Below are 25,735 nucleotides of genomic sequence, written 5' to 3'. Positions count from 1 at the left end.
GTGTTCGGACGTCGACGCAAGCGCAGTGAGGACGCCGTCGACCAGCTCGACAACGGCGTGACCTCCGAGGAGTTGGCCGAGGACACAGGTGAGGCCGGGGCGGACGCGGACCAGGTCAGCCTGCCGCCCGAGCCGCGCCCCGACGGGCCGTGGGACATCTCCGAGGTCGGCAGCCCCGGGGAGGGGCGGGTGGACCTCGGTGGTCTGTTCGTGCCCGGTGTCGAGGGCATGGAGCTGCGCGTGGAGGTCGCCGGAGACGCGATCGTCGCCGCGACCGTGGTGCTGCGCGACAGCGCCGTACAGCTGCAGGGCTTCGCCGCCCCGAAGAACGAGGGCATCTGGCGCGAGGTGCGGGACGAGATCGCCAACGGCATCACCCAGCAGGGTGGCGTCGTGGACGAGGTCGAGGGTCCGCTCGGCTGGGAGCTGCGTGCCCAGGTGCCCGTACAGCTGCCTGACGGCACGAACGGTGTGCAGCTGGTCCGCTTCATCGGCGTCGACGGACCGCGCTGGTTCCTGCGCGGGGTGATCTCCGGCCAGGGCGCGGTGCAGCCCGAGGCCGCCGGGCTGCTTGAGCAGATCTTCCAGGACACCGTCGTCGTCCGCGGTGACGCGCCGATGGCGCCGCGTGACCCGATCGTCCTGAAGCTTCCCGAGGACGCGCAGATGCTCGCCGAGGGCGCCGTGCAGCAGGACGAGGCGCAGGCTTCGCGGTTCGCGGGCGGCGTGGACCGGCTGCAGCGCGGCCCGGAGATCACAGAGGTGCGCTGACTCCGGTCGGCGCGCTCGCCGCCGCGGCGTCCTTCGCCGCCGGACGCCGCCAGGCGCCCGTGAGCCCCGGTCCCGTCCGGCCCGGAAGATGACAGAAAGGGTGGGCCGCACTCGGCTTGAGCGGGGTGCGGCCCACCGGCCTTTCGACGGGGCCGCCGGGGACGTATGAGATCCGTCAACGCGGCGCGGCCGGCCGTATGGGAGTCGTCAACGGGCGGCGCGGACGGCTCGGCGGGAGGTTCGCTCAGGAGGTCCGTTCGTTCCGAACCTCCAGGAGCACACGATGGCCGACATGGCTCTCGTCGTCACCACGACCGCGGCTTCCGCGCCGGCCGCCCTCGTCGCCGAGGGGGTGACGAGGCTGTGACCGCCGAGAACGTCGCCGGCCTGATCGTGGCCGCCGCCCTCCTGGGCTACCTGATCCTCGCCCTCGTCTTCCCGGACAGGTTCTGACGCGGTCCGCGCCCCGCCCCATGCCCCGCCCCCCGCACCGCCGCAGCGACCCGCTACCAGACGTCGCCCTCCCGCCAGTCGCAGACGAGGTCGCCGGTCAGATCGCCGACCGTGGAGAGCGGGAGCACGAACGTGCTGTCGTCGTCGTCCTCCGTCCGCTCGATCCCCGTCGGCGTGAGCACCGACGTCGCGCCCTCCCACTGGCGCCAGCCGAGCCGCCGGTAGAACGCGGCCACGTCGTCGGCGGCCGAGAGCGCGCCCAGCTCGTACGCGCCGCGCAGCACCGGCTCCAGCGCGGCCATCAGCGCCGCCCCGTGCCCCCGGCCACGCCGGTCGGCGCGCACCGCGACACCCTCCACATAGCCGGTGCGCAGCGCCCGGCCCTCGTGTATCAGCCGCCGCTGCACGACGGCCCCGTGTCCGATCAGGTCATCCCCCTCCCACACCAGAGCGTGCATGCCGCCGAGGGTGTGGTCCCAGTCCGTGTCGTCGAAGTCCCAGTCGAAGGCGTCATCGAGCAGCGCCCGCACCGCCGTGAGCGTCGCGGAGGTGAGCTGGGAGGTGTGCGCGATCCGTACGTCAGCCATACGGGCCATGCTCGCAGTCCGCGTTCGCCTCGGTCGCGACATTTACGGGCCCCCGCCGCCCGGTGGCCCCGGACCGGCGGCCAGGGGCGTCAGAGCCGCGTCAAGACAGCTCCGAGCACCGCGCCCCGTCCGATTTGGCCGATTCCGTGGTCGTAGAGTCGGCGGAGCGTACCCCCGCGCACGGCACGGGGGACACACAGCACAGAAGACAATGAGGACATGGCACGCGGCAAGCTTCGGATCTACCTCGGTGCGGCACCCGGCGTCGGCAAGACGTACGCGATGCTCTCCGAGGGCCACCGGCGTGCCGAGCGCGGCACCGACCTCGTCGTCGGGTTCGTCGAGCACCACGGCCGGGAGCGCACCGAGGTGATGCTGCACGGCCTGGAGGCGATACCGCGCCGCGAACTCGTCCACCGGGGCACCACCTTCACCGAGATGGACGTGGACGCGGTCCTCGCCCGCCGCCCGGCGGTCGCCCTCGTCGACGAACTGGCCCACACCAACGTCCCCGGCTCCCGCAACGCCAAGCGGTGGCAGGACGTCGAGGAGCTGCTCCAGGCCGGGATAGACGTCGTCTCCGCCGTCAACATCCAGCACCTCGAATCGCTGGGCGACGTGGTGGAGTCGATAACGGGCGTACGGCAGCGCGAGACCGTCCCCGACGAGGTGGTCCGCCGCGCCGACCAGATCGAGCTGGTCGACATGTCGCCCCAGGCCCTGCGCCGCCGCATGGCGCACGGCAACATCTACGCCTCCGACAAGGTCGACGCTGCCCTGTCCAACTACTTCCGCCCCGGCAACCTCACCGCGCTGCGCGAGCTGGCCCTGCTGTGGACCGCCGACCGCGTCGACGAATACCTCCAGCAGTACCGGTCCGAGCACAGCATCCGCTCGACCTGGCAGGCCCGCGAGCGCATCGTCGTCGGCCTCACCGGCGGGCCCGAGGGCCGTACGCTCATCCGCCGCGCCGCCCGGATGGCCGCCAAGGGCTCGGGCGGCGAGGTGCTGGCCGTCTACATCTCCCGCAGCGACGGGCTGACCTCGGCCTCACCCAAGGAGCTGGCCGTCCAGCGGACCCTGGTCGAGGACCTGGGCGGCAGCTTCCACCACGTCATAGGCGAGGACATCCCCGGCGCCCTGCTGGAGTTCGCGCGCGGCGTCAACGCCACGCAGATCGTGCTCGGCTCCAGTCGCCGCAAGGCGTGGCAGTACGTCTTCGGGCCCGGCGTCGGCGCCACCGTGGCCCGGGAATCGGGCCCCGACCTCGATGTGCACATCGTCACCCACGAGGCGGTGGCCAAGGGCCGCGGGCTGCCCGTCGCCCGGGGCGCCCGGCTCGGCCGGTCCCGCATCGTGGCGGGCTGGCTGACCGGCGTGGCCGGGCCCGCGCTGCTCAGCCTGCTGCTGACCAGCCTGGAGAACGGCCCGGGGCTCGCCAACGACGTGCTGCTCTTCCTCTTCCTGACGGTGGTCGCCGCCCTCCTCGGCGGGCTGCTGCCCGCGCTCGCCTCGGCGGCCGTGGGCTCCCTGCTGCTGAACTATTACTTCACGCCGCCCACCCACACCCTCACCGTCCAGAACCCGAAGAACATCGTCGCCATCGCTGTCTTCTTCGCGGTGGCGGTCGCCGTGGCGTCCGTCGTGGACCTCGCCGCCCGCCGCACCCACCAGGCCGCCCGGCTGCGCGCCGAATCGGAGATCCTCTCCTTCCTCGCGGGCAGCGTGCTGCGCGGGGAGACCAGCCTGGAGGCCCTCCTGGAGCGGGTCAGGGAGACGTTCGCGATGGATTCGGTCGCCCTGCTGGAGCGGGAGAGCGATGTCGCCCCCTGGACGTGCGCGGGCAGCGTCGGCGCCACCGAGGGCCCAGACGGCGCCGAGCGGGCCGCGGACACGGGGCGGGCCCACGGGCCGGGCCGCACCGCCACCGAGCGGGCCGGGGTGCCCGTACGCCCCGAGGACGCCGATGTGGACATGCCCGTGGGCGACCACATGGCGCTCGCCCTCAACGGCCGGGTGCTGCCCGCGGAGGACCGCAGGGTGCTCGCCGCCTTCGCCGCCCAGGCCGCCGTCGTACTCGACCGCCAGCGGCTCGTCGGACAGGCCGAGAAGGCCCGCGAGCTCGCCGAGGGCAACCGCATCCGCACCGCGCTGCTCGCCGCCGTCAGCCACGACCTGCGCACCCCGCTGGCGGGGATCAAGGCGGCGGTGACCTCGCTGCGCTCCGACGACGTCGCCTGGTCGGACGAGGACGAGGCCGAGCTGCTCGCGGGCATCGAGGACGGCGCCGACCGGCTCGACCACCTCGTCGGCAACCTGCTGGACATGTCACGCCTCCAGACCGGCACCGTGACCCCGCTCATCCGCGAGATCGACCTGGACGAGGTCGTCCCCATGGCCCTCGGCGGCGTCCCCGAGGGCAGCGTCACCCTGGACATCCCCGAGCAGCTGCCGATGGTCGCCGTCGACCCCGGCCTGCTGGAGCGCGCCGTCGCCAACATCGTCGAGAACGCCGTGAAGTACGACCCGGGGGACAGGCCGGTCCTCGTCGCCGCCAGCGCGCTGGGCGCGCGCGTGGAGGTGCGCGTCGCCGACCACGGCCCCGGCGTCCCGGACAGCGCCAAAGACCGCATCTTCGAGCCGTTCCAGCGCTACGGCGACGCGCCGCGCGGCGCCGGAGTCGGCCTGGGTCTCGCCGTGGCGCGCGGCTTCGCCGAGGCGATGGGCGGCACCCTCACCGCCGAGGACACCCCCGGCGGCGGCATGACCATGGTGCTGACCGTGCGCACGGCCGCCGGGCGCGCGCCGGTCATCCCCAGCCTCCCGGCGGAGGCGACCACATGAGAGCCCTCACCGCACGCATTCGCGCGGGTGTCCGCGTACGTACACAGCAGGAAAGGCAGGGGCCATGCTGAGCTCTTCCGGGGGCGGCCAGCCCAGGACTTCCGGGCGGGTGCTCGTGGTCGATGACGAGCCGCAGATCGTGCGCGCGCTGGTCATCAACCTCAAGGCACGCAAGTACGAGGTCGACGCCGCTCCCGACGGGGCGACCGCCCTCCAGCTCGCCGCCGCCCGGCACCCCGACGTCATCGTGCTCGACCTCGGGCTGCCCGACATGGACGGCGTCGAGGTCATCAAGGGGCTGCGGGGCTGGACCCGGGTGCCGATCCTGGTGCTCTCGGCACGCCAGACGTCCGACGAGAAGGTCGAGGCGCTGGACGCGGGCGCCGACGACTACGTCACCAAGCCGTTCGGCATGGACGAGCTGCTGGCCCGGCTGCGGGCCGCCGTCCGCCGCGCCGAACCCGGCGGGCAGACCGAGGACGCCGCGCTGGTCACGACCGACAGCTTCACCATCGACCTCGCCGCCAAGAAGGCGGCCCGGAACGGCGCCGACATCCGGCTGACCCCCACCGAGTGGCACCTGCTGGAAGTCCTCGTACGCAACACGGGCCGGCTGGTCAGCCAGAAGCAGCTGCTCCAGGAGGTCTGGGGCCCCTCGTACGGCACCGAGACCAACTATCTGCGGGTCTACATGGCGCAACTGCGGCGCAAGCTGGAGCGGGACCCCTCGCACCCCCGGCACTTCGTGACAGAGCCGGGGATGGGTTACCGGTTCGAGCGGTGATCCTGGCAGGGGCCCGACGGTAGGCTTGGGCGTATGAGTGCCGAACCCCGACGCGAGAAACCGGCCGGACGTCTCCGCCGGATGCTCGACCGGCTGTCGACGTCCCAGGACGACCTCCACTCCGCCGAGCTTCGGCGGGACGCGGAGAACGCCGGGTGCGTCAAGATAGGCGACTGCGGTGACCGGCAGATCGTCAAGGTCACCGGTACTCTACGCACCGTTACGCTGCGACCCAGAGCGGGCGTGCCCGCCCTGGAGGCGGAGCTGTTCGACGGGTCCGCCGCGCTCGACGTGGTCTGGCTCGGCCGCCGCTCCATCGTCGGCATCGAACCGGGCAGGAGGCTGATCGCCTCGGGCCGGATCTCGGTGAGCCACGGCCGCCGCGTGCTGTTCAACCCCAAGTACGAACTCCGACCGCTCGGACAGGAGTAGCGGGTGACGTCTGACGACAAGCGGACCCTCAAGGATGAGCAGGCCCCTCAGGGGGCCGGCGAGGGCGCCACCAGCGAGGACGCCGAGCGTTCCAAGGAGGCGGCGGACACCGCGCTTCTGGAGGCCTTCGGCGGGGTGCGCGGCATGGTGGACACCACCGTGCCCGGCCTGGTCTTCGTCCTGATCTACACCATCAAACGCGACATCCACGTCGCGGCCATCGCGGCCCTCGCGCTGACGATGCTCCTCGCGGTCGCCCGGCTCGTGCGCAAGGAGACCCTCAAGCACGCCTTCAGCGGGGTCTTCGGCGTCGCCTTCGGCGCGATCTTCGCGATGATGTCCGGCGACGCGAAGAACTTCTACCTGCCGGGCATGCTCTACACGCTGGGCCTGGCCGTCGCCTACGTCCTGTCGGCGGTCTTCCGCTTCCCGCTCATCGGGGTGCTGCTCGGGCCGATGCTCAAGGAGAACCTCTCCTGGCGCACCCGCAACCCGGGGCGGTTTCGCGCGTACACCAAGGCCACCTGGGCGTGGGGGCTGATCCTGCTCGCCAAGTCGGCGATCCTCTTCCCGCTCTACTGGTGGGGCGACGCGACCCAGCTCGGCTGGGTCAAGGTCGCGCTGGGCATTCCGCCGTTCCTGCTGTGCGTCTACCTCACGTGGATCTTCCTCGCGAAGGCGCCGCCGCCCATCGACGTCATCGCCGAGCTGGAGGCCGAGGAGGCGGCGGAGCGCGAGCGGGAGCGCGCCGCGACCGAGACCGTGGTGGACAGCGCGGTCAACCAGGCGGCGGACGCCGTTTTGGAGCGCCTGGCCTCCGACCAGGACCACGCCCCGGGACCCGGTGGCCGCTCGCACTGACCCCCGACGCCACAACGCCGGACGGGCTGAGTCCCCAGCACGCTGGGAACTCAGCCCGTCCGGCGTTTGACGCACCTCCGGGGCCCCGGCCCGCCTCCCAGCGTGGGCTGGGGGCGGAGACCCACGGCGGTACGGGCCTTCAGGTGGTACGGGCCTCAGCCCGTGGACTCCTCCTCGCGGCGCAGGGACAGCAGGTCCTCCAGCTGCTCCTCACGCGCCTGGGCCGCGACGAACAGCAGCTCGTCGCCCGCCTCCAGCACGTCGTCGTCGCCCGGTGTGAGGACGCGCGTGCCCCGGATGACCGTGACCAGCGAGGTGTCCTCGGGCCATTCGACATCGCCGACCCTGGTCCCGGCGAGCGCCGCCTCGGGCGGCAGCGTCAGCTCGACCAGGTTGGCGTCGCCGTGGCTGAAGCGCAGCAGCCGCACCAGGTCGCCGACGCTCACCGCCTCTTCGACCAGCGCCGACATCAGGCGTGGCGTGGAGACCGCGACGTCGACGCCCCACGACTCGTTGAACAGCCACTCGTTCTTGGGATTGTTCACCCGGGCCACCACCCGCGGCACCCCGTACTCGGTCTTCGCGAGCAGCGACACCACGAGATTGACCTTGTCGTCACCGGTCGCGGCGATCACGACATTGCAGCGCTGCAACGCCGCCTCGTCCAGTGAGGTGATCTCGCAGGCGTCGGCCAGCAGCCACTCGGCCTGCGGCACCCGCTCCACGGAGATGGCGGTCGGCGCCTTGTCGACGAGCAGCACCTCGTGCCCGTTTTCCAGCAGTTCTCCCGCGATGGAGCGGCCTACCGCTCCCGCCCCGGCGATAGCGACCCTCATGCCGCCGCCTCCTTGTCCGCCTCGCCGCAGCAGCGGCTGATGTCGCTGTCGCCCACGGTCATCTCGCTTGCCCGGCTCACGCGGCGTCCTCCGGCCCCTTGGCGAAGGCCGCCTCGACGCGCTCTGTCTCGTCGGTGTGCATCATGACGTGGACGAGGTCGCCCTCCTGGAGCACCGTTTGGGAGGTCGGCAGGATCGCCTCGCCCAACCGGGTGAGGAAGGCCACCCGCACACCCGTCTCCTCCTGGAGCTTGCTCACCTTGTGACCCACCCAGGAGCCGGAGGTGTGCACCTCGGCGAGCTGTACGCCGCCGCTCGGGTCGCGCCACAGCGTCTCGGAGCCGGACGGCAGCAGCCGCCGCAGCATCTGGTCGGCCGTCCACCGTACGGTCGCCACGGTGGGGATGCCGAGCCGCTGGTAGACCTCGGCGCGACGGGGGTCGTAGATCCGCGCCGCGACGTTCTCGACGCTGAACATCTCGCGGGCCACCCGGGCCGCGATGATGTTGGAGTTGTCACCGCTGCTGACCGCGGCGAACGCCCCGGCCTCCTCGATGCCCGCCTCGCGCAGGGTGTCCTGGTCGAAGCCGACGCCGGTCACCCGGCGCCCGCCGAAGCCCGCGCCGAGCCGCCGGAAGGCCGTGGGGTCCTGGTCCACGACGGCGACGGTGTGGCCCTGGCGCTCCAGGGTCTGGGCGAGCGCGGCGCCCACCCGGCCGCAGCCCATGATGACGATGTGCATCGACCTGTTACCCCGCACTCCTGCTCGGTGAGCTGACATGCGTGAAAACCCTGCTCATATCTTCCTTCCAGGCATTCGGGGTGACAACGAGGCGGCACACCCCGGAAGCGACGCTACGCGGGACCGAAAGTGTTGTCCCGGTGCGCGTCGGGCACAACGGTATCCGCAAGGGCGTGCGCCTCATCGGTCCCCCTTTGGCATCCCCCAACCGATTCCCGGCGGCGGGCCGTGCTGCCCCCGTCGGCTGACGGGGGCAGCACGGCCCGCCGGGGGCCGCTGCCGGCCCCGGAGCGCGTACGGGGCACGGAAGCGCGTGTTCCCGTGGCGCGGGCCCGAGAGAGATGGGCCTTCCGTTTTCCGGCGCGGGGGGCGGGCCGGTGGCTACCGGCGAGTAGCAAAAGCCGTGGTGAGCCGTCAGCCGCAGGAGCGCCCTGTCACCGGGTGTTCGCGGTCCGTTTATCGGAATCTCCGCGAAAGCTTTCACCGATCCTCCAGGACGCATCCTTGCCGGAGATCCTTCTGGCTAGGATGATCGCCGTATTCCGCTTCTGGTAGTACTGCGTTACCCACCCCCGTCGCATGAGGATTTGATGACCCAACACATATCGGAGGTGGTGTCCTGGTGTCTGGCCGCCGGGATGCTCGTCGTCTCGGTCCTGCTGCTGCGTCAACGACAGATCACGACGAGTCTGCGTAAACACAACGCCGCACTGGACGACAGCCTGCGCTCCCGTGACGAGGAGGCGCGGCACCTCGTCGACATCCGGCTCCCCGCCGTCGCCGACGCCACGTACCAGGCCCTCCCGCCGCCCGGCCTGCTCGATGAGCGGCTGACCGGCACCGCGTACGCGCAGAGCCTGCAGAAGGCCACCGAACTGTTCGCCGGGGCCGTCGAGAAGGCCCAGGCGCGTGCCGACCAGTCGGCGAAGGCCGCGCTGAAGGCCTCGATGCGCGCCCTCCAGGGCCTGGCCCACGAACAGCAGCTGTCCATCTCGCGCATGCAGGACCGGCACGACAACCCCGACGTGCTGCGCGACCTGCTGGAGATCGACCACGCGAACTCCCAGTTCGGCAGGCGCGCCCAGGCCATCGCCGTACTCTGCGGCTCCTGGCCGGGGCGGCAGCGGGCCGCCTCGCCCGTCCTGGACGTGGTCCGCGGCGCGACCTCCCGGATCAGGGACTACCGCCGCGTGCGCGTGCACGCCCAGGTCGACATCGCGGTGGCCAGCCGGGCCGTGGAGCCCGTCGTGCTCGCCGTGGCCGAGCTGATGGACAACGCGGCACGCCACTCGCAGCCCAACACGACCGTCGAGGTCAATCTCCAGCCCGCGCACAACGGCGCCTGCGTCGTCATCGACGACGCCGGAGTCGGCATGGACGGTCAGGAAGTGAACCGCGCGGCACGGCTGCTGTCGGGCCGTCAGACCGTGGACGTCTCACGGCTCGGTGACCCGCCGCAGTTCGGCTTCGCCGTCATCGGCGTCCTCGCGGCCCGCTACGGCTTCAGCGTCTCCGTCGACACCCGCTCCCCCTACGGAGGCGTGCGCGCGGTGCTCTTCCTGCCGAGCGTGCTGCTCACCCACGTCACCGACGACGCGCCCGACTCGGTGCGGACGGTCGCACCACCCGCGGCGCCGATGCTCAGCGCCCCGGCGGCCGGCCCCCAGGCCGGTCAAGCGCCGCAGGCCCACCCCGCGCCGCCCGCCGCCCGCCGCGCCCCGGAGGCCGCCCGCCGGGCCCCCCTCGCGCAGCCGTCGCCCGACGCCGGACCCGAGGACGAGCCCGTGCGCGAGTCGACAGCGGGTGGCCTGCCCAAGCGCCGCCGCCGCCAGCCGCTCACCGGCCGGGAGGCCGGTGACCCGGTGACCGGTGACGACGCGGCCGACGAGTCCCCGATGCCGGACGCGCCGGTCCGTACAGCCGAGGAGACCGCCCGGCGGATGGGCGCGTTCGCCCGGGGCACCCGGTCCGGCCGCGCCGCCACCCCCAACGACCAGGAAGGGAACCCCCCGGCATGACGAGTGTGAACGATCACATGACCAACGACTTGGGCTGGATGCTCGACGAGGCCGTGCGCATGCCGGAGGCGAGCCACGCGATCCTCCTCTCGGCCGACGGCATGCTGCGGGCCCACTCCCAGGGCATCGGCAGGGACGAGGCGGAGCGGCAGGCCGCCGCGCTGTCGGGACTCCAGTCGATCAGCCGCAGCACGGCCGAGTTCTGCGCCCAGGAGAACACCCCGTGGCGGCAGACACTGATCGAGTTCGCCGACGGCTACGTCTTCCTCGTCGCCGCCGGGCAGGGCGCCTACCTCGCGGTGTCGGCCACCGCCGAGGTGGACATGGAAGCGGTGACCTACCGGATGCAGAAGCTGGTCGACCGGCTCGGCAAGGAACTGACCAGCCCGCCCCGGCGCGGCGCCGCCGGACAGGGCATCGGCAGCCCGGCATGACACCGGCCCGGCGCGAACGGGGACTGGTGCGGCCCTACGTCGTCACCGACGGCCGCGCCTACCCGACCCGTAACACCTTCGACCTGGTCACGCTCGTCATCGCACAGCATGACCGGCCGCTGAGCGACCTCAACCCGGAAAAGCGGCGGCTCATGGAGCTGTGCCGGGGCGGCGCGCTCTCCGTCGTGGAGGTCGCCGGACACCTGGCGCTGCCCGTCAGCGTCATCAAGGTCCTGCTCGGCGATCTCGTCGACAGCGGGCACATCGTCACCCGGGCCCCGATCCCCAAGGCCCAACTCCCCGAATCCCAGCTCTTGCAGGAGGTGCTCGATGGGCTCCGCGCTCGCCTCTGATGACGTCTATCTGCGGCAGACGGTCCGCACCGCGGCCAAGCTCCTGGTCGTGGGCCACTTCGCGGTCGGCAAGACCACGTTCGTCGGGTCTCTCTCCGAGATCAAGCCACTGCGCACCGAGGAGACCATGACGCAGGCGGGCGCGCTCGTCGACGACCTGGCCGGAGCCCAGTCCAAGACGACCACCACGGTCGCCATGGACTTCGGCCGGCTGACGCTCAGCGACCAGCTGGTGCTCTACCTGTTCGGCGCGCCCGGACAGAAACGGTTCACCCGGCTGTGGCAGGACATGACCCGGGGGGCGCTGGGCGCGCTGGTGCTCGCCGACACCCGCCGGCTGGACCAGTCCTTCGACGTGATGGGGCTGCTGGAGGAGCACGAACTCCCGTACGCCGTCGCCGTGAACCACTTCGAGGGCGCCCCCGTCTACGACGACGCCGAGATCCGTGAGGCGCTCGATCTCCTCCCCGAGACGCCGCTCATCACGTGTGACGCCCGCGACCGCGTCTCGTCGACCGAGGCGCTGATCTCCCTCATCGAGTACCTCCAGGTCCGCAACGCCAGGCAGCAGGCACTCGCCTGACCCGGCCCCGCGGACACCTTCCCGCGTACGAGCCCCCGCGCGCCCTCACCCCGTACGGCCGCGGGAGCCAGTCCCGCCAGATACGTTCCGATCAGGAGCACGTGTGACCTCTTACCCAGACGTCGGCTCAGAGCCGCCGCCGGGCTGCCCCGCGCACGCGGACCGCCCCGCCGGGGTCTCGATGTACGGCCCGGACTTCGCCGCCGATCCGGCCGCCGCCTACGAGCGGATGCGCCGCTTCGGCCCGGCGGCCCCCGTCCAGCTCGCCGAGGGCGTGGACGCCACCCTCGTCACCGGTTACCAGGCGGCGCTCGGCGTGCTGCGCAGCCCGGAGATGTTCGGCAAGGACCCCCGTCGCTGGCGGGCCCTGGCCGACGGCCGGGTCCCCATGGACAGCCCGGTCGTCCCGATGATGATGTACCGGCCCAACTGCCTGTTCTCCGACGGCGAGGAGCACCGCAGGCTGCGGCAGGCGGTCACCGACAGCCTGCAGCGCATCGACCCCAACGCGCTGCGCGGTTACGTCGAGCGCAGCGCCGACACCCTCATCGACCGGTTCTGCGCGCGCGGCGAGGCCGACCTGCTCGGCGAGTACGCCCGCGTGCTCCCGCTGCTCGTCTTCAACCAGCTGTTCGGGTGCCCGCCCGACTTCGGCGACCGGCTCGTCATCGGCATGTCCGGGATCTTCGACGGGGTCGACGCCGAGCAGGCCAACGAACTGCTCACCCAGACCCTCATCGAACTGGTCACGCTCAAGCGCCGCCAGCCCGGCGCCGACGTCACCTCCTGGCTGATGGCGCACCCCTCGCGGCTCACCGACGAGGAGATGATCCACCAGCTGGTGGTGCTGATGGGCGCCGGTACCGAACCCGAGCAGAACCTGATAGCCAACGGCCTGCGGCTGCTGCTGTCCGACGACCGGTTCGCGGGCAGCCTCGCCGGGGGCAGCCTGCCCGTCGACGACGCCCTCGACGAGGTGCTGTGGCTGGACCCGCCGATGGCCAACTACGGCGTCCACTACCCGCTGCACGACGTCGACTTCTCCGGGGTGCGGCTGCGTGAGGGCGAGCCCGTCGTCGTGAGCTTCGCCGCCGCCAACACCGACCCCTCGCTCGCCTCCGACCAGCGCTCCGGCAACCGGGCGCACCTGGCGTGGAGCGCGGGCCCGCACGCCTGCCCGGCGCAGAGCAGCGCACGGCTGATCGCCTCGGTCGCGGTGGAGAAACTCCTCGACCGGCTGCCCGATCTCGAACTCGCCCTCCCTGTCGATAAGTTGGAGTGGCGGCCGGGGCCCTTCCACCGCGCGCTCAGCGCGCTGCCCGTCCGCTTTCCGGCCATCCCTGTCCCGGCACCCGCAGCCTCGCACGCGACAGCCAGTACGGCGCCTGCCCAGTCCGACGAGACCGATGGAGAGTCCTCATGGAACAGTCCAGCCCCGTCGTCATCGATCCCACAGGCCGCGACATCCACGCCGAGGGAGCCAGGCTCCGCGAACGGGGGCCGGCGACGCTGGTGGAACTCCCTGGCGGCGTGGTGGCGTGGGCAGTAAGCCGGCAGTCACTCCTGAAGGACCTGCTCGCCGACCCCCGCGTCTCGAAGGACCCGCGCCAGCACTGGCCCGCCTGGATCAATGGTGAGATATCCCCCGACTGGTCGCTGTTCACCTGGGTCGCGGTGCGGAACATGTTCACCGCGTACGGCAGCGACCACAAGCGGCTGCGGACCCTGGTCTCCAAGGCGTTCACGATGCGCCGGACCAACGCGCTCCGCCCCCGCATCGAGAAGATGACCGCCGACCTCCTCGACGGCCTCGACGCCGCCGGGCCCGGCGCCGTCGTGGACCTGCGCGAGAGCTACGCGTACCCGATCCCCATCCAGGTGATCTGCGAGCTGTTCGGCGTCGACGACGAAGAGGCCCGCGAGGGGCTGCGCCGCTGCGTCGACAGCATCTTCCACACCTCCGCCGACCCGGAGGAGGTGCAGCACACCCACGCCGAGATGTACCGGCTGCTCGGCGAGCTCATCGCCACCAAGCGCGAGACGCCGGGCGACGACATGGCCAGCGGCCTGATCGCCGCCCGCGACGAGGACGGCGACTCCCGGCTCAGCGAGCAGGAGCTGATCGACACCCTGCTGCTGGTGATCAGCGCCGGGCACGAGACGACCGTCAACCTCCTCGACAACGCCATCCACGCGCTCCTGACCCACCCTGAGCAGCTGGCCCTGGTCCGCTCGGGGGCGGCGAGCTGGGACGACGTCATCGACGAGACCCTGCGCGTGCAGGCGCCGGTGGCGAACCTCCCCCTGCGCTACGCCGTCGAGGACATCGAGCTCGACGGAGTGCTGATCCGTCAGGGCGACGCGATCGTCGCCGCGTACGCCGCCGCCGGGCGCGACGAGAAGCTGCACGGGGCCGACGCCGACCGGTTCGACGTCACCCGGCTGAACAAGGACCACCTGGCGTTCGGCCACGGCGTGCACTTCTGCGTGGGCATGCCACTGGCGCGGCTGGAAGCGCGCGTCGCGCTGCCCGCACTCTTCGAGAGGTTCCCGGAGGTGGCGCTCGCCGTCCCGCCGGAGGAGCTCGTTCCGGTGGACTCCTTCATCTCCAACGGCCACCGGGCCCTGCCCGCGTACGTGCGCCCGCACCCCTAACCGGAGGTCAGGGGGAGCGGTCAGTGGGTGGCGGGTGGGCGAGCCCCCAGCCGACCGCCTACGATCCTCTCCGTGTCCAAACTGACCGACCTGCCGAAGCGGATCTTGATTGGCAGGGCTCTGCGCAGTGACAAGCTGGGGGAAACCCTGCTTCCCAAGCGCATTGCCCTGCCCGTCTTCGCCTCCGATCCGCTGTCCTCCGTGGCGTACGCGCCAGGCGAAGTACTACTCGTCCTGTCCGTGGCAGGTGTGTCCGCGTATCACTTCAGCCCGTGGATCGCGGTCGCGGTCGTCGTGCTGATGTTCACGGTGGTCGCCTCCTACCGCCAGAACGTGCGCGCATACCCCAGCGGCGGCGGCGACTACGAGGTCGCCAACACCAACCTCGGTCCCAAGGCGGGCCTGACCGTGGCCAGCGCCCTGCTCGTGGACTACGTGCTCACGGTCGCCGTGTCGATCTCCTCGGGCGTGGAGAACCTCGGTTCCGCCGTCCCCTTCGTGATCGAGCACAAGACGTCGTTCGCGGTCGGCACCATCGTGCTGCTGACGCTGATGAACCTGCGCGGCGTCAAGGAGTCCGGCAAGCTCTTCGCGATCCCCACCTACGTGTTCGTGGCCGGGGTCTTCCTGCTGCTCCTGTGGGGCGCCTTCCGCGGCCTGGTGCAGGGCGACACCATGCACGCCCCCACCTCGGACTACGAGATCCACGCGGAGAAGACCGGCCTCGCCGGGTTCGCGCTGGTCTTCCTGCTGCTGCGGGCGTTCTCCTCCGGCTGCGCGGCGCTGACCGGCGTTGAGGCGATCAGCAACGGCGTGCCCGCCTTCCGCAAGCCCAAGAGCAAGAACGCGGCCACGACCCTCGCGCTGATGGGCGGCCTCGCCGTCACCATGTTCTGCGGCATCATCGCGCTGGCCATGGCCACCGACGTGAAGATGGCCGAGAACCCCGCGAAGGACCTCATCCGCGACGGCCAGCCGGTCGGCTCGGACTTCACCCAGGACCCGGTGATCTCCCAGGTCGCCGCCGCCGTCTTCGGCGACGGCTCGTTCCTGTTCATCGTGCTCGCCGCCGCGACCGCGCTGGTCCTCTTCCTGGCCGCCAACACCGCGTACAACGGCTTCCCGCTCCTCGGCTCGATCCTCGCCCAGGACCGCTACCTGCCGCGCCAGCTGCACACCCGCGGCGACCGGCTGGCCTTCTCCAACGGCATCGTGCTGCTCGCCCTGGCCGCCGCGATACTCGTCTACGCCTACGGCGCGGACTCCACCAAGCTGATCCAGCTCTACATCGTCGGCGTCTTCGTGTCCTTCACCCTCAGCCAGACCGGCATGGTGCGGCACTGGAACCGCCACCTGCGTACCGAGCGCGAGCCGGCCAAGCGCCGCCACATGATCCGCTCCCGCGCGATCAACACCTTCGGCGCCCTGTTCACCGGTCTGGTGCTGGTGGTCGTGCTGATCACGAAGTTCACCCACGGCGCCTGGGTCGCGCTGCTCGGCATGGTGATCTTCTACGTGACGATGTCGGCGATCCGCCGCCACTACGACCGTGTCGCCGAGGAGCTGGCCTCCGCCGAGGAGCCGAGCGTGGACACCGTCCGGCCGTCCCGGGTGCACTCCATCGTCCTCGTCTCCAAGATCCACAAGCCGACGCTGCGGGCACTGTCCTACGCCAAGCTCATGCGCTCCGACCGCCTTGAGGCGCTGAGCATCAACGTGGACCCGGCCGAGACCAAGGCGCTCCAGGCCGAGTGGAGCGAGCGGGGCATCGACGTACCGCTGAAGGTGCTCGACTCCCCGTACCGGGAGATCACCCGGCCCGTCATCGACTACGTCAAGAGCCTGCGCCGGGAGAGCCCGCGCGAGGTCATCAGCGTCTACATCCCCGAGTACGTCGTCGGCCACTGGTACGAGCAGCTGCTGCACAACCAGAGCGCCCTGCGGCTCAAGGGCAGGCTGCTGTTCACCCCCGGCGTGATGGTGACGTCCGTGCCCTGGCAGCTGGACTCCTCGGAGGCGGCGAAGCTGCGCGCCCGCAAGCGGGCCGAGTGGAACCCGCCGGGCTCCGTACGGCGCGGCCCGGTCGGCGCCCCGCGGACCGAGAAGGTACCCAACACCAAGAAGTAGCCGTTCGCTGGTCCGGGGCGGCGGGACGTAGACTGATGAGCTGGCGTTCTTCCGCCAGCCTTCCCGCCCCCCTCGTCAGGAGCCTGCTCGCCGTGACACACCGCACGAACCGTACGAACCGTGCGAACGCCGACCGCGCGCGGGAGCGGGCGACCGCCTCGGCCACCCACGGCGCCACTGACGGGTCCGAGACCACCGGCACGGCGCAGGCCGAGGCCCCGGCCTCCCTGATCGGCGAGCGCTACGAGATCGAGGTCGGCGCCGTCGCCCACGGCGGACACTGCGTGGCGCGCACCACCCTCCCCGGCGAGGACCGGCCGCGGGTGCTGTTCGTGCGGCACACCCTGCCCGGCGAGCGCGTCATCGTCCGCGTCACCGAGGGCGACGCCGAATCGCGCTTCCTGCGCGCCGACGCCGTCGAGGTACTGGAAGCCTCCCCGGACCGGGTCCCCGCACCCTGCCCGTACTCGGGCCCCGGCGCGTGCGGCGGCTGCGACTGGCAGCACGTCGCCCCGGGCGCCCAGCGCCGCCTGAAGGTCGACGTCATCACCGAACAGCTCAGCAGGCTGGCCGGGCTCACCCCCGAGGAAGCGGGCTGGAACAGCACCGTGGAGCCCGCCCCGGGCGACAAGGTCGCCAAGGGCGAGGTCCCCGCCTGGCGCACCCGCGTCCAGTACGCGGTGGACGCCGACGGCTACGCCGGGCTCCGCCGCCACCGCTCCCACGACGTCGAGCGCATCGACCACTGCCTGATCGCGGCGCCCGGCGTCAGCGAGCTCGGCATCGAGAGCCGCGAGTGGCCGGACGTCGCCGGCGTCCAGGCCATCGCCGCCACCGGCTCCTCCGACCGCCAGGTCATCGTCGAGCCCGCGCCCGGCGGCCGGCTGCCCATCGTCGAACTGGACAAGCCGGTCTCGGTCCTGCGCATCGACGAGCGGGACGAGGGCGTGCACCGCGTCCACGGCCGCGGCTTCGTCCGCGAGCGCGCCGCCGACCGCACCTGGCGCGTGGGCTCCGGCGGCTTCTGGCAGGTCCACCACAAGGCCCCCGACCTGCTGGTCGAAGCGGTGATGCAGGGGCTGACACCCCGCAAGGGCGACATGGCACTCGACCTGTACTGCGGCGTCGGCCTGTTCGCTGGCGCACTCGGCGACCGAGTAGGGGAGCGCGGCGCGGTACTCGGCATCGAGTCCAGCAAGCGCGCCGTCGAGGACGCCCGCCACAACCTCCAGGACCTGGAGCGCGTCCGCATCGAACACGGCAAGGTCGAGACAGTCCTGCCCCGCACCGGCATCACCGAGGCCGACATCATCGTCCTCGACCCACCCCGCGCCGGAGCCGGCAAGCAGACCGTAACCCGCCTGGCCGCCCTGGGCGCCCGCCGCATCGCCTACGTGGCCTGCGACCCGGCAGCCCTGGCCCGCGACCTCGCCTACTTCAAGGAAGAGGGCTACGTGCCGCGCTTCATGCGGGCGTTCGACCTTTTTCCGATGACGCAGCATGTGGAGTGCGTGGCGGTGCTTGAGCCGGTCGCGAAGGGCTCCTGACCTGCGGTTTCTTGCGTGCGCATTATGTGCGTTGTGGGCGTTACGGGCGGTATCTTGACGCTGAAATGACGCTCGTGACGCTGAAATGACGCTCGTTCTGACGGGACGTCACATGGCTGATCGTGCAGGTCACGTTGGCTGGGAGGCGCGCTCCCATGGGCTGGTTTTGCGGGAACTTGAAGAAGATTCCGTCGGGTTACGGCGCCCGCCGCTGGTTGCGGTGGCAGGCGCGCTGCTGCCGTACTTCGGCGGGCCGGACGTGTGGCGGAGCGGGCGTCAGTAGGTGGGGCCGTAGGGGCTCCAGTGCCTGAGGAAGGGCTTCAGGTCGTCGGGGCGTGGCTCGGGAATGTCGGGCAGCCGGGGCGGTGTGTTCAGTGGGTCGAGGCGCTCCACGCGGGCTGCTGCCCAGTCGATCCAGGCTTCGGCTTCGGTCCGGGTCTGGCCTGGGGGCATGGCCTCGACCCGGGTGCGTACAGCGTTCACGTACTCCGTCAGTCGGGTGGCGTGGCGCCATGTCGCTTCCTGTGCCTCGAAGTGCCTGACGCGGTACGCCTCGGCGTACCGGATTCGGGCTTCTTCCATGGCGGTTTCCCAGCGGATGCGCTTCTGGCGTGCCACTTCGATCTCGTCCAGGCGTCTGCGTTCGGCGGCTTCGCCGCGGAGGGTGACCTCCTGGGCGATCTCGGCGAGCTGGTCTTCCAGGGGGTGGCCGGGGGTATCGGACCATTCGCTGGCCCGGTGCGGTTGGCCGCCGCTGAGGACGAAGCGGAGACGCTCGGACGGGGTGTAGTCGAAGCGGGGGATCCTGACCCAGGAGTCCTTCTTGGCCGCGGTGAGTTCCTTCTCGGTGGCGACGTGCTCGGTCCGGTCTTGCTCCTGGAGGACAAGGAACCCCACAGTCTGGCCCTGTGCGGTGATGGTGAAGTGGGGAGATGCCCTACGACGGCGATGAGACGGGGGCGCGAAGCCGGTCTGTCCTGCCGAGCTGGAATGTCCTTCGGCCTCGGCAGCGGTGATCAGCGCCTGGACGAGCCGGAGGGCACGTCCTTGGACGGGCTTCGTGAGGCCCAGTGGCTGTTGTTCGTTCTGCATGGCCCGGACCACGGTGTGCGGCCGCGTGAGCCGGGAGGGAATGGGGAGGGGTTCGAGGACGGCGAGGCGCCAGGCGGGGATGTCGACGAGCTTGATCTCGTACCCGCCCTGGCACCAACCCCCGTACAGCTCCTTCGTCTCCGGGACCTTTCCGGACCTGCGTGCCGCGGCGACGCGGGATGGCCACTTCTCCAAGTCCGGACCGCAGCCGCTCTTGGCGATTCTGCCGCCGGCCTCCGCGAGCTCTTGCAGCAGCTGCTCCGTGAACGTCACCCGGGGCTGTGATGGAGGGCTTGGCCTCCGCCCGGCGGCCGGAGTTTCCTGTGCTCGGGTGGACTGGGGTCGTGGAGCGGCGGCCTGGGTCTTCGGCGGGCGTGACCCGCGGGGAGGGTACGCGCCGTGCGCCAGGTAGTGCTGGCCAGCACTCGTCAGGGTGACGCTCCACTGCCCGGCCTTACGGGAAACCGCGACCAGGCCCCGGTTCTGCAGTGCCTGACAGGTGCTCTTGTAGGAGCTGGTCTCCCAAACGCCGGCAGGGCACCCGTCTTGCACCCATTGCAGCACCGAGAGTTGCCGCTCATTGACCTGCCGTTCCAATGGTCCGCCTTCGACTCTAGGTTGACGTACGACGGCGGCATGCTGTCAGTTCCGTTCGTCAGCGATGGGTGGTTCGAAGAAATTTGCTCGAACGAGCGGGGTGACGTGGACCATCTCTATGTCCGCGCGGGCGGCGTCTTCACCGTTGCCGCCAACTCGGCCTCCGTGACCTGCTGGCGAGTCAGCCCAATGGCTTCGGTCGGGACCTTCAGCCACTGAACTTCGCGCGCAAGCGTTCGTTCTCCTTCTCCAGCGTCTTAACGCGTCGTTCGAGTTCGGCTCGTGTCGGCTTCTTCGGGGGCGGCGGAGGTGTGGGGACCGTGGGTTCCGGTGGCTCGCCGCGCAGTCCGATGGGTTCGAAGGCCACGATCGTTTGCCAGGCACCTCCGCACTCAGGGCATTGCTTGCTGGACCCTCCAGCATCGATGGGGTCGGTGTACGTGTAATGCGCCTCCGTCTCGATGATGTGGCCGCAGTACAGCCGGACACGCCACCGCATGATCTCGTGGTCGGCCTTCTTGAAGGACTGCATCAGCTTCGCGACGTTCTCGAACGCCTGGCGGCGGCGCTCTGCCATCGCCGGGTCTGCCCGGCATTTGGCATTGTCCTCTTCGACCTGTCGTCGAATCGATACGCTGCTCTCCTCGCTCTGCTTCTGACGGCGGTGGTCCCTGCGGGTGAGTTCGTACTCCTCCAACGGAACCCCGCTGCTCCGGTATTCGACTTCGCGCATGAGGGTCAGCGTAAAAGCGGCGCCTACGCGGTCGTGGGGAAGAACGGTCTTGGTCAACCAGCTTGCGGATTCTGCCCATGAGCGACCGCCGGGGTGCGTGTCGCGTACGCTCCGAGGCCAGCCGCGTGGGCTCGCGTGGTGCGGCGGCGATGGCCGCTCTGAAGCAAGCCATGGGCTACCGCCGACGAGCAACCGATGGTCCCGGTCAAGCCGCCGCCAGGCGCAAACCCAACACCGCCGCCCATCCACTCGAACGAAACAAGAGCAGACGGATTCCCGCCAGTCAGCCGGTTTTGATCAATCAGTGGCTCGCCACTGACGCTGTTGGGCAGTATGCCGTTCTGGGGAAATGTCGGTTGAAGGAACCGGAGGGGGAACATGGCGATCAGAGTGTTGCCGGTGTCTGCGGAGCAGTCGGAGCTGCTGGACGCGATCATCGCTTTGGGTAACCGGTACACGAAGTATCTGGGGCTGCTGACGCCGCCTGCTTACCGTAAGCATGCTGAGGACGACGGCCTGCTGGTGGCCATGGATGGCGAGGAGGTGGTCGGCTACGCGCTCTTCGGGCTGCCCAAGCGGAGTCTGCATGTGCGGCTGGCTCACTTGTGCGTGGCAGAGGAACACCGAGGCAAGGGTGTCGCTCGTGAGTTGATCGAGACGATCCGCGCGCGGCACGCTCATAGGCTCGGTATCCGTGCGAAGTGCCGGCGCGACTACGGGCTCAGCAGCATGTGGACGGCGCTTGGCTTTGTCCCCAGGGGAGAGAGCCTGGGGCGGGGCAAGGACCAGGAAACGCTGGACACCTGGTGGCTCGATCTGGGGCACGAAGACCTGTTCACCGAGGCCCAGAGCGATGCGCTGCTGGTGGTGACCGTGGACCACGGAGTGTTCGCCGGGCTGCGCGGTACGGGGACGGAACGCGCTGTTGAGGAGTCGCGTGCTCTCGAAGCGGGATGGCTCGCCGACCTGATCGAGCTCGCCTTCACTCCGCAGCTTCTGCACGACGTGCGTGATGTAGAGGAACGTGAGGCGCGCACCCATCAGCGGGCGGGCCTTGCCGAGCTGCGGCCCCTGTCTCCCGACAGTGCTGCCGTTGCCATCCGCTTGGAGGAGCTGGCCGCCGCAGCGGGGAGGGAGCTGCCTGATGTTCCCCTCGATGGCCGGCAGCGCGCCCGCTTGCGCTACGTGGCCGAGACGTCGTGTGCCGGGCTCCAGGTACTGGTGACGCGCGATCCCGCACTGGCGGCTCTGGCGGACATCGCCTGGGACGTCGCACGAGTCAAGATCGTCTCCCCGGCGGTGGTCACGCTGCATGTGGACGAACTGCGCCAGGCCCAGGTGTACCGTCCTGCGGATCTCATGGGCACTGCCTTCTCCGCCGAGGAGATCGCGCCAGGCAGTGAAGGAGAACTGGTCGCCTTCTTCGACCAGGCCGAGGGCGACCGTGGAACGGCCTTTGCGGATCGACTGAAAGGTCTCGCCCAGGACGGGGTGCTGTGGCGCAGGGAGCTGCTCCGAGACGGAGAGGGGCATCCGGTGGCCCTCTATGTCTGGGCTATGGACGGCCGCATCCTGAACGTCGCGTTCCTCCGCACGGCATCGCACCCGCTGGAGGAGACACTCGCCCGGCAACTGCTGTTCATGCTCAAGCGGCTCGGCCGAGAGCGAGGGGCACAGGCAGTCCGTATCACCGATCCGTTCCTGTCGCCGGCAGCAATGTCGGCTGCTGGTGCCGACGGCTTCACCGAGGACGAGAGCGGCTTCACCGCACTCCTGGTCGACGTCTGCGGACCTGCTGAGGCCGTCTCAGAGAAGGCCGGGGAGATTGCGGGTCGGATGAGGCGGTCGACGCCACGGCTGGATGATCGCGTGCCGTCCGAGATCGCGAGCATGGCCGAGCGGGTGTGGTGGCCGGCCAAACTGATCGACACAGCCCTGCCCTCTTTCATCGCACCCATCAAGCCGCGCTGGTCCACGGAGCTCTTCGACGTTCCGGCCATGCTCGTTCCCCGAGACGACGTCCTGGGTATCAGCCGCGAGCACGTCTACTACCGCTCGTCCGGACACCGAGGAGAGAGCGTTCCCGCCCGGATCCTGTGGTACGTCAGCGAGGGGACTTCCGGGCAGCAGGGCAAGATGGTCATCGGCTGCTCGCGCCTCGACGAGGTGGTCATCGACGACCCCGACACCCTCTTCTCGCGATTCGAACACCTGGGCGTATATGGTCATGCCGAAGTGCGTGCCGCAGCCGATGTGTCGGGCAAGGCCATGGCGTTGAGGTTTTCGGACACGGAGATCTTTCCCGTCCAGGTGACGCATGCACGAGTGACCGCGTTGGCCAAGGGGCTGGGGCTACGGTGGGTACCGCCGATGCAGCTGTCGAAGATCAGCAGTGCGCTGTTCCAGGCCATGTACGAAGAGGGGCACCGAAAGACGTGAGTGATCCGGAGCGCGCGATGCTGCTGTCCGTCCACCCTCGGTTTGCCGCGGCGATCCTGGCTGGGACCAAGACGGTGGAGGTCCGTCGGCAGCGCGTCGCAGCCCCACCGGGAACTCCCGTTCTCCTGTACGCGACCGCGCCCACGATGGCCATCGTGGGCATGGCGCGGATTGCTTCCGTGCAGGTGGCCTCCCCTCGGGAGGTCTGGTCGGCCAGCCGCACGAGCGCAGGGATCAGCCGGCGTGAGTATGACGAGTACATGAGTGGAGCGAATCAGGCCAGCGGTCTGTCACTCGAAGAACCGATGACCTTCGAGGCACCCGTGCCTTTGGCCGCGCTGCGAGCCTCCGGATCGTTCCATCCGCCCCAGAGCTACCGATACTTGACTGGCGAAGACCTCCGGAAGGTCGCTGAGGTGGCACCGGTGACCGGGGCGGCGCTTCAGGACGCATTGAACAACCTGGCGCTGGCGTAGGTCTGCTTAGGGCTTAGGTTGAGCAGCAGGGGGCAAGAGAGTTGCCAACCCCACGCCGGAGCCGATGGCCAGACCAGCAGGCAGCTGGTCCTTCGTCCCGCTCGCCAACCCATTCACCCTCTCCCACTTCGCCATTTATACGCTGCCGTCGTCGGGCTCGTACCGTTCCTCGAACAGCACGGCGCGAGCCCGACCACAGCCGCGTGGGCACTCGGCCTCGGCGGCGCCGGCCAGACCCTTTACGCCACCCTCGCCACCCGCACACCGCCACCACCCGAACCGCCGCATTGATCACCCTCGGCGGCGGTACCAGCATCACCACGACCCTTGCGCTGGTCCAGGGCCCGATCTCACTCCTCGTCCTGCTCTCCGTCCTCGTCGGAGTCATACGGGGCAACCTCACCCTCCTCCAGGCCACCGCCGTCACCGACCGTTGGGGAACCGTCCACTACGGTCGTCTCTCCGCCCTCCTCGCAGCCCCGGCCGCCATCGCAGCCGCCCTCGCCCCTTGGGCCGGAGCGGTTCTCGCCGGTGTGCTCGGCGGCTACGGCGGACTGTTCCTCGCTCCGAGCGGTACCTCCTTCGTGGCAGCCGTCCTGGTGATGAGAACGGCTCGGCGAGAGAAGGCCGGGTCTACAGGGACCTGATGTCCACCAGTGCTCGGCATAGAACGGTGGCGTCGTCGATGGCCTCCCTGCAGTCGGCGTCCGAGATCACGAGCCGTTGGCCGACGGAGGTGCGAGAAGTGGGGACTCGACGGAGGTACTTCTCGTCGACGACACCGTCGTTGTGGGTGAAGACATGGCGCGCTGCCCAGGTCTGGAGCAACCGCTGCCAGGCGGGCGACCTTACCGAACCGCGTACGTCAGAGAAGCCGGCCGAGACGAAGAGGTCCGCCATGTCATCGAGCCGCTGGAAGATGCTCCCCTTGCCACGCAGCCGCTCTTCCGCGTCCGTGACGTGCTCGTGGAACACCGAGGAGCCGAGTGCCTCCACGACACCCACGACGTTCTCGATTGTGTCGACCCAACTGCGGGTGAACACCCCCTGCTCTCGCAGCGTGGCCCGGATCTCGTCGGGCAACGAGGACAGCGCGTCCAGGCGGGCCGTCTCCGCCTGCAGCGCGTCGAAGGCGACGGTGGCCGCTGGCAGTCGACCGCACGAGGGGCAGTAGCGGTGCTCGCCGAAGACGCCGTAGCGGATCTCGCATCCCACGCACGTCCGCGTACGGGCGAGCCGCTCTTCGTCGATCTCCGGTAGGGGGCGGGGGTAACGGGGGCGGCTGCGGAACGACACCGAGACATGGCCACGACGTGAGAAGTTCCGCGCCTTGCGCGCCATCCTCGCGAACCCCTGCTGCACGATCTGGGCTCCCAGAGCCCGCGCCGCTTCCAGGGCTCGCTCACGTTGCTGGTCGGTCCAGAAGTCCCCGTGGTCCGCGTTGTGGCCGCAGTACACGCACCAGAGCCGGAGTTCTTCGGGAAGGGGCCGCGTAGTCGTCACCGTGGACGCGAAAGAGCATCGAGCACTCGGGGCACTGGCGCCCGAAGAACCCATCCGCGTCGAGCGGGATGCTGACGTTCACCTTGTACTGGTCTCCCTGGCGGTCGGTGATCTTCGCACCGTCCGGCATGGGGAACGGAGAGTTGTCCCACATGAGTTGATTGTGGACGAGCCCACTGACAAGAGGACCGCTGCTTAGCAGATAGTGAGGTCCCTGAGCAGTGAGTGATGAAGGACGCCGGGGACGTCAGGCGAACGCCAGCTCGCGGAAAGCGTTGCGTACGTCGGTCAGCGGCTGGCGGTCGCGGGTGTAGTAGAGCTTGTTGGTCAGCAGTACCGCTCATCGGTCCCGGGCAGGGGAGATCCACATGCCGAAACCCGGCCTGTGCCGAGGCTGTGGGTAGCCGAGCATGTAGCGCAGGAAGACGGAAAAATCGTCGCGGACGGTGAAGGTGCCAGCGGCGCCGCCCACTCCCCCCAGGAGCCGGGCGAAGAAGTCCTGGGCGGTGCCATTGAGGTGGGTGCCGGCTTCTTCACCGAGTTAGGGGGGCAGCGGATGATCGTGTCGGCGGCCAGGGGGCCGAAGCGGGTCTCGGTCATGCCGAGGAGTTCCCAGATCCGGCTTGTGGCCGGGCGGTCGAGGCGTTGGCCGGCGAGGTGTCCGGCCAGGTAGTCAGGATGAATGTCGAGTGCGTATGCCGTAACTGCGTCAACGCAGCTATGAGGCGGCTGGCATCGATCGGGTGACAAGCTCGCTTCGTTGGTGGCGTGATCGTCCTAAGCCTGACATGGCGACACGGGGTTCTAGCTTCGTGTCACGTTGGCGACCCGTTGATCACGTGTGGTTACTATCCGTCGCGAGAATGGC

General features: G+C 70.1%; 23 protein-coding genes and 1 pseudogene. 17 read left to right on the top strand and 7 right to left on the bottom strand.

From position 1 onward, the window contains the following. The gene (locus AC5P1B_RS25525) at positions 1-771 is read left to right on the top strand and encodes a DUF3710 domain-containing protein (protein ID WP_493889996.1); all 771 of its coding nucleotides are present in this window, start codon (positions 1-3) and stop codon (positions 769-771) included. Positions 772-1,134: 363 nt separating this feature from the next. After that, positions 1,135-1,224 (top strand): K(+)-transporting ATPase subunit F, encoded by a 90-nt coding sequence (kdpF, locus tag AC5P1B_RS25520; protein ID WP_493889995.1) that lies wholly within the window; start codon positions 1,135-1,137, stop codon positions 1,222-1,224. A gap of 53 nt (positions 1,225-1,277) precedes the next feature. Here the strand turns inward: kdpF and AC5P1B_RS25515 are convergent, their stop codons facing one another. Next, positions 1,278-1,820: a GNAT family N-acetyltransferase gene (locus AC5P1B_RS25515; protein WP_493889993.1), complete on the bottom strand. Its 543-nt coding sequence runs from the start codon at positions 1,818-1,820 to the stop codon at positions 1,278-1,280. Between the two features lie 210 nt (positions 1,821-2,030). Here AC5P1B_RS25515 and AC5P1B_RS25510 point away from each other — a divergent pair, with 210 nt between their 5' ends. From AC5P1B_RS25510 to AC5P1B_RS25495, 4 genes are all read left to right on the top strand, one after another. After that, on the top strand, positions 2,031-4,655 hold the full coding sequence (locus tag AC5P1B_RS25510) for a sensor histidine kinase (RefSeq protein WP_493889991.1): 2,625 nt from the start codon (positions 2,031-2,033) through the stop codon (positions 4,653-4,655). Between the two features lie 64 nt (positions 4,656-4,719). Continuing rightward, positions 4,720-5,439 carry a response regulator gene (locus AC5P1B_RS25505; protein ID WP_493889989.1) on the top strand — a complete coding sequence of 240 codons (720 nt, stop codon included), beginning with the start codon at positions 4,720-4,722 and terminating at the stop codon, positions 5,437-5,439. Positions 5,440-5,472: 33 nt separating this feature from the next. Next, positions 5,473-5,871 carry an OB-fold nucleic acid binding domain-containing protein gene (locus tag AC5P1B_RS25500; protein ID WP_493889987.1) on the top strand — a complete coding sequence of 133 codons (399 nt, stop codon included), beginning with the start codon at positions 5,473-5,475 and terminating at the stop codon, positions 5,869-5,871. A 3-nt stretch (positions 5,872-5,874) separates the two neighbouring features. Continuing rightward, positions 5,875-6,732: a DUF3159 domain-containing protein gene (locus tag AC5P1B_RS25495; RefSeq protein WP_493889986.1), complete on the top strand. Its 858-nt coding sequence runs from the start codon at positions 5,875-5,877 to the stop codon at positions 6,730-6,732. Positions 6,733-6,887: 155 nt separating this feature from the next. Here AC5P1B_RS25495 and AC5P1B_RS25490 read toward each other — a convergent pair whose 3' ends face one another. Then, positions 6,888-7,568, bottom strand: coding sequence for a potassium channel family protein (locus tag AC5P1B_RS25490; protein ID WP_493889984.1), 681 nt, complete (start codon positions 7,566-7,568; stop codon positions 6,888-6,890). Between the two features lie 76 nt (positions 7,569-7,644). Then, positions 7,645-8,310: a potassium channel family protein gene (locus AC5P1B_RS25485; protein WP_493889983.1), complete on the bottom strand. Its 666-nt coding sequence runs from the start codon at positions 8,308-8,310 to the stop codon at positions 7,645-7,647. A gap of 590 nt (positions 8,311-8,900) precedes the next feature. Between AC5P1B_RS25485 and AC5P1B_RS25480 the strand changes: the two genes are divergently transcribed. From AC5P1B_RS25480 to AC5P1B_RS25445, 8 genes are all read left to right on the top strand, one after another. Further along, positions 8,901-10,328, top strand: coding sequence for an ATP-binding protein (locus tag AC5P1B_RS25480; RefSeq protein WP_493889981.1), 1,428 nt, complete (start codon positions 8,901-8,903; stop codon positions 10,326-10,328). After that, entirely contained in the window at positions 10,325-10,762 is a 438-nt protein-coding gene (locus AC5P1B_RS25475) for a roadblock/LC7 domain-containing protein (RefSeq protein ID WP_493889979.1), read from the top strand. Before AC5P1B_RS25480 ends, AC5P1B_RS25475 begins: the two co-directional genes overlap by 4 nt. Continuing rightward, the gene (locus AC5P1B_RS25470) at positions 10,759-11,115 is read left to right on the top strand and encodes a DUF742 domain-containing protein (RefSeq protein ID WP_493889977.1); all 357 of its coding nucleotides are present in this window, start codon (positions 10,759-10,761) and stop codon (positions 11,113-11,115) included. Before AC5P1B_RS25475 ends, AC5P1B_RS25470 begins: the two co-directional genes overlap by 4 nt. Next, on the top strand, positions 11,093-11,698 hold the full coding sequence (locus AC5P1B_RS25465; RefSeq protein ID WP_493889975.1) for a GTP-binding protein: 606 nt from the start codon (positions 11,093-11,095) through the stop codon (positions 11,696-11,698). Before AC5P1B_RS25470 ends, AC5P1B_RS25465 begins: the two co-directional genes overlap by 23 nt. Before the next feature lie 181 nt (positions 11,699-11,879). After that, the gene (locus tag AC5P1B_RS25460) at positions 11,880-13,247 is read left to right on the top strand and encodes a cytochrome P450 (RefSeq protein ID WP_493890085.1); all 1,368 of its coding nucleotides are present in this window, start codon (positions 11,880-11,882) and stop codon (positions 13,245-13,247) included. Then, entirely contained in the window at positions 13,229-14,353 is a 1,125-nt protein-coding gene (locus tag AC5P1B_RS25455) for a cytochrome P450 family protein (protein ID WP_493890084.1), read from the top strand. Before AC5P1B_RS25460 ends, AC5P1B_RS25455 begins: the two co-directional genes overlap by 19 nt. Before the next feature lie 72 nt (positions 14,354-14,425). Next, the gene (locus AC5P1B_RS25450; protein WP_493889973.1) at positions 14,426-16,480 is read left to right on the top strand and encodes an APC family permease; all 2,055 of its coding nucleotides are present in this window, start codon (positions 14,426-14,428) and stop codon (positions 16,478-16,480) included. 227 nt (positions 16,481-16,707) lie between these two features. Beyond that, positions 16,708-18,027 (top strand): class I SAM-dependent RNA methyltransferase, encoded by a 1,320-nt coding sequence (locus AC5P1B_RS25445; RefSeq protein ID WP_493890082.1) that lies wholly within the window; start codon positions 16,708-16,710, stop codon positions 18,025-18,027. Between the two features lie 276 nt (positions 18,028-18,303). On the opposite strand, the gene AC5P1B_RS25440 is transcribed toward AC5P1B_RS25445, so the two are convergent. Together AC5P1B_RS25440 and AC5P1B_RS25435 are read right to left on the bottom strand one after the other, a co-directional pair. Further along, a complete protein-coding gene (locus AC5P1B_RS25440; protein ID WP_493889971.1) occupies positions 18,304-19,392 on the bottom strand; it encodes a hypothetical protein in 1,089 nt (362 codons plus the stop codon). A 532-nt stretch (positions 19,393-19,924) separates the two neighbouring features. Further along, positions 19,925-20,449, bottom strand: coding sequence for a hypothetical protein (locus AC5P1B_RS25435; RefSeq protein ID WP_453203881.1), 525 nt, complete (start codon positions 20,447-20,449; stop codon positions 19,925-19,927). A 378-nt stretch (positions 20,450-20,827) separates the two neighbouring features. On the opposite strand from AC5P1B_RS25435, the gene AC5P1B_RS25430 reads away from it, so the two are divergent. The 3 genes from AC5P1B_RS25430 to AC5P1B_RS25420 all read left to right on the top strand — a co-directional run bounded on the left by AC5P1B_RS25430 (position 20,828) and on the right by AC5P1B_RS25420 (position 24,011). Then, complete coding sequence (locus tag AC5P1B_RS25430) at positions 20,828-22,888, top strand: GNAT family N-acetyltransferase (protein WP_493889969.1); 2,061 nt, start codon at positions 20,828-20,830, stop codon at positions 22,886-22,888. Then, entirely contained in the window at positions 22,885-23,364 is a 480-nt protein-coding gene (locus tag AC5P1B_RS25425; protein WP_493889967.1) for an ASCH domain-containing protein, read from the top strand. The genes AC5P1B_RS25430 and AC5P1B_RS25425 overlap by 4 nt, the downstream gene beginning before the upstream one ends. A 287-nt stretch (positions 23,365-23,651) precedes the next feature. Further along, positions 23,652-24,011, top strand: coding sequence for a hypothetical protein (locus tag AC5P1B_RS25420; RefSeq protein ID WP_493889966.1), 360 nt, complete (start codon positions 23,652-23,654; stop codon positions 24,009-24,011). Here AC5P1B_RS25420 and AC5P1B_RS25415 read toward each other — a convergent pair. After that, complete coding sequence (locus AC5P1B_RS25415; RefSeq protein ID WP_493889965.1) at positions 23,998-24,867, bottom strand: hypothetical protein; 870 nt, start codon at positions 24,865-24,867, stop codon at positions 23,998-24,000. The genes AC5P1B_RS25420 and AC5P1B_RS25415 overlap by 14 nt on opposite strands. A 247-nt stretch (positions 24,868-25,114) precedes the next feature. After that, a pseudogene (locus tag AC5P1B_RS25410) lies at positions 25,115-25,488 on the bottom strand (serine hydrolase family protein); the annotation flags it as partial. Positions 25,489-25,735 lie beyond the last annotated feature (247 nt).

The sequence above is a fragment of the Streptomyces sp. A01 genome (assembly GCF_059026195.1).
Note: the sequence above shows the minus strand (reverse complement) of the source record. Positions and strands in the feature narration are given on the sequence as shown.

What these genes read in the sequence shown, in the direction of transcription:
- AC5P1B_RS25500 (WP_493889987.1), top strand. Translation starts at nt 5,473, where the DNA reads ATGAGTGCCGAACCCCGACGCGAGAAACCGGCCGGACGTCTCCGCCGG.
- AC5P1B_RS25485 (WP_493889983.1), bottom strand. Translation starts at nt 8,310, where the DNA reads ATGCACATCGTCATCATGGGCTGCGGCCGGGTGGGCGCCGCGCTCGCC.
- AC5P1B_RS25430 (WP_493889969.1), top strand. Translation starts at nt 20,828, where the DNA reads ATGGCGATCAGAGTGTTGCCGGTGTCTGCGGAGCAGTCGGAGCTGCTG.
- AC5P1B_RS25460 (WP_493890085.1), top strand. Translation starts at nt 11,880, where the DNA reads ATGTACGGCCCGGACTTCGCCGCCGATCCGGCCGCCGCCTACGAGCGG.
- AC5P1B_RS25475 (WP_493889979.1), top strand. Translation starts at nt 10,325, where the DNA reads ATGACGAGTGTGAACGATCACATGACCAACGACTTGGGCTGGATGCTC.
- AC5P1B_RS25505 (WP_493889989.1), top strand. Translation starts at nt 4,720, where the DNA reads ATGCTGAGCTCTTCCGGGGGCGGCCAGCCCAGGACTTCCGGGCGGGTG.
- AC5P1B_RS25435 (WP_453203881.1), bottom strand. Translation starts at nt 20,449, where the DNA reads ATGCGCGAAGTCGAATACCGGAGCAGCGGGGTTCCGTTGGAGGAGTAC.
- AC5P1B_RS25515 (WP_493889993.1), bottom strand. Translation starts at nt 1,820, where the DNA reads ATGGCCCGTATGGCTGACGTACGGATCGCGCACACCTCCCAGCTCACC.
- AC5P1B_RS25470 (WP_493889977.1), top strand. Translation starts at nt 10,759, where the DNA reads ATGACACCGGCCCGGCGCGAACGGGGACTGGTGCGGCCCTACGTCGTC.
- AC5P1B_RS25510 (WP_493889991.1), top strand. Translation starts at nt 2,031, where the DNA reads ATGGCACGCGGCAAGCTTCGGATCTACCTCGGTGCGGCACCCGGCGTC.
- AC5P1B_RS25465 (WP_493889975.1), top strand. Translation starts at nt 11,093, where the DNA reads ATGGGCTCCGCGCTCGCCTCTGATGACGTCTATCTGCGGCAGACGGTC.
- AC5P1B_RS25480 (WP_493889981.1), top strand. Translation starts at nt 8,901, where the DNA reads ATGACCCAACACATATCGGAGGTGGTGTCCTGGTGTCTGGCCGCCGGG.
- AC5P1B_RS25490 (WP_493889984.1), bottom strand. Translation starts at nt 7,568, where the DNA reads ATGAGGGTCGCTATCGCCGGGGCGGGAGCGGTAGGCCGCTCCATCGCG.